Here is a 2,723-nt window from a genome sequence, read left to right on the forward strand (position 1 = left end):
CGTAGTCTCCCGCTGGCGTGTTCGGTGCTACCGTAACCGTTCCATCTGGGTTGATCACTACCGGAGAGTCAGGATCTACATTGATCGGTGTCAAGATCACATCATCAGGGTTCACAGGATCTCCGTTCAAGGTATCGTTATCCAATACATTGCCCGGTACTGTGCCACCTGTCGTGCCGTTGATCGGACCGAAGTCATCATCATTGGCTTCTATCGCTGGCGCTGTCACAGTTACGGTTACTGTCGCTGTATCACAGTTGCCCGGATTCAACACCTCACAGATGCTGTACGCTACTTCGTAGTCTCCCGCTGGCGTGTTCGGTGCTACCGTAACCGTTCCATCTGGGTTGATCACTACCGGAGAGTCAGGATCTACATTGATCGGTGTCAAAATCACATCATCAGGGTTCACAGGATCTCCATTCAAGGTATCGTTATCCAATACATTGCCCGGTACTGTACCACCTGTCGTGCCGTTGATCGGACCTAAGTTATCGTCGTTGGCTTCTATTCCTGGCGCTGTCACAGTTACAGTTACTGTCGCCGTATCACAGTTGCCCGGATTCAACACCTCACAGATACTGTACGCTACTTCGTATTCTCCCGCTGGCGTGTTCGGTGCTACCGTAACCGTTCCATCTGGGTTGATCACTACCGGAGAGTTTGGATCTACATTGATCGGTGTCAAGATCACATCATCAGGGTTCACAGGATCTCCATTCAAGGTATCGTTATCCAATACATTGCCCGGTACTGTACCACCTGTCGTGCCGTTGATCGGACCTAAGTTATCGTCGTTGGCTTCTATTCCTGGCGCTGTCACAGTTACAGTTACTGTCGCCGTATCACAGTTGCCCGGATTCAACACCTCACAGATGCTGTACGCTACTTCGTATTCTCCCGCTGGCGTGTTCGGTGCTACCGTTACTGTGCCATCAGGGTTGATCACAACCGGAGAGTTTGGATCTACATTGATCGGTGTCAAAATCACATCATCAGGGTTCACAGGATCTACATTCAAGGTATCGTTATCCAATACATTGCCCGGTACTGTTCCGCCTGTCGTGCCGTTGATCGGACCGAAGTCATCATCATTAGCTTCTATTCCTGGCGCTGTCACAGTTACAGTTACTGTCGCTGTATCACAGTTATCAGGATTCAACACCTCACAGATACTGTACGCTACTTCGTATTCTCCCGCTGGCGTGTTCGGTGCTACCGTTACTGTGCCATCAGGGTTGATCACTACCGGAGAGTTTGGATCTACATTGATCGGTGTCAAGATCACATCATCAGGGTTCACAGGATCTCCGTTCAAGGTATCGTTATCCAATACATTGCCCGGTACTGTTCCGCCTTCTGTGCCGTTGATCGGACCGAAGTCATCATCATTAGCTTCTATTCCTGGTGCTGTCACAGTTACAGTTACTGTCGCTGTATCACAGTTATCAGGATTCAACACCTCACAGATGCTGTACGCTACTTCGTATTCTCCCGCTGGCGTGTTCGGTGCTACCGTTACTGTGCCATCAGGGTTGATCATTACCGGAGAGTTTGGATCTACATTGATCGGTGTCAAGATCACATCATCAGGGTTCACAGGATCTCCGTTCAAGGTATCGTTATCCAATACATTGCCCGGTACTGTTCCGCCTTCTGTGCCGTTGATCGGACCGAAGTCATCATCATTAGCTTCTATCTCATTAGGAACAAGAATTACTTCCTCTTCATCTGTCGTAGGGTCTGTAGGCTCGCCATCAGGATCTGTACCTGTAGCACTTGCTACGTTCAATACGCTGCCTGCATCGATATCTGCCTGCGTTACTGTATAGCTCGTCGTAAAGGTCTCACTGTCACCAGGAGCCAATTCTGCTATCGTCTCACTCAGACCTGTCAATGGATCTTCTACCTCTATATTGGTCAGGGTAACATTACCATCGTTGCTCACTTCTATACTGTACGCGATCACATCGCCTACCTCACTGAAGCTTGTCGCTCCCGCATCACCGTTAACCGACGTGGCTGTCTTCACTACCACTAGTGATGGGTTTGAGCCAGGACCGTCTACTTCCTCTTCATCTGTCGTAGGGTCTGTAGGCTCGCCATCAGGATCTGTTCCTGTAGCACTTGCTACGTTCAATACGCTGCCTGCATCGATATCTGCCTGCGTTACTGTATAGCTCGTCGTAAAGGTCTCACTGTCACCAGGAGCCAATTCTGCTATCGTCTCGCTCAGACCTGTCAATGGATCTTCTACCTCTATATTGGTCAGGGTAACATTACCATCGTTGCTCACTTCTATACTGTACGCGATCACATCGCCAACAGCACTGAAGCTTGTCGCTCCCGCATCGCCGTTCACCGACGTGGCTGTCTTCACTACCACTAGCGATGGGTTCAAGACAGGACCGTCTACTTCCTCTTCATCAGTCGCAGGATCCGTAGGATCGCCGTCAGGATCTGTGCCCGTCGCGCTCGCTACATTCTGCACGCTGCCGCCATCGATATCTGCCTGTGTTACTGTATAGGTCGTCGTAAAGGTCTCACTGTCACCAGGAGCCAATACTGCTATCGTCTCGCTCAGGCCTGTCAATGGATCGTTAACCGCAACATTGGTCAAGGTAACATTACCATCGTTGCCCACCTCTATACTGTAAGCAATCACATCGCCAACAGCACCGAAGCTTGTCGCCCCCGCATCGCCGTTAACCGACGTGGCAGTC

The 2,723-nt window shown here is 50.3% G+C and carries 1 protein-coding gene; it reads right to left on the reverse strand.

The features are described from left to right. Positions 1–2,723: CLIPPER-2 domain-containing protein (locus MM213_RS20475; RefSeq protein ID WP_241414747.1), on the reverse strand; the 2,723-nt coding region annotated here is incomplete at both ends.

It is taken from the genome of Belliella alkalica (assembly GCF_022549785.1).
Classification (GTDB): domain Bacteria; phylum Bacteroidota; class Bacteroidia; order Cytophagales; family Cyclobacteriaceae; genus Belliella; species Belliella alkalica.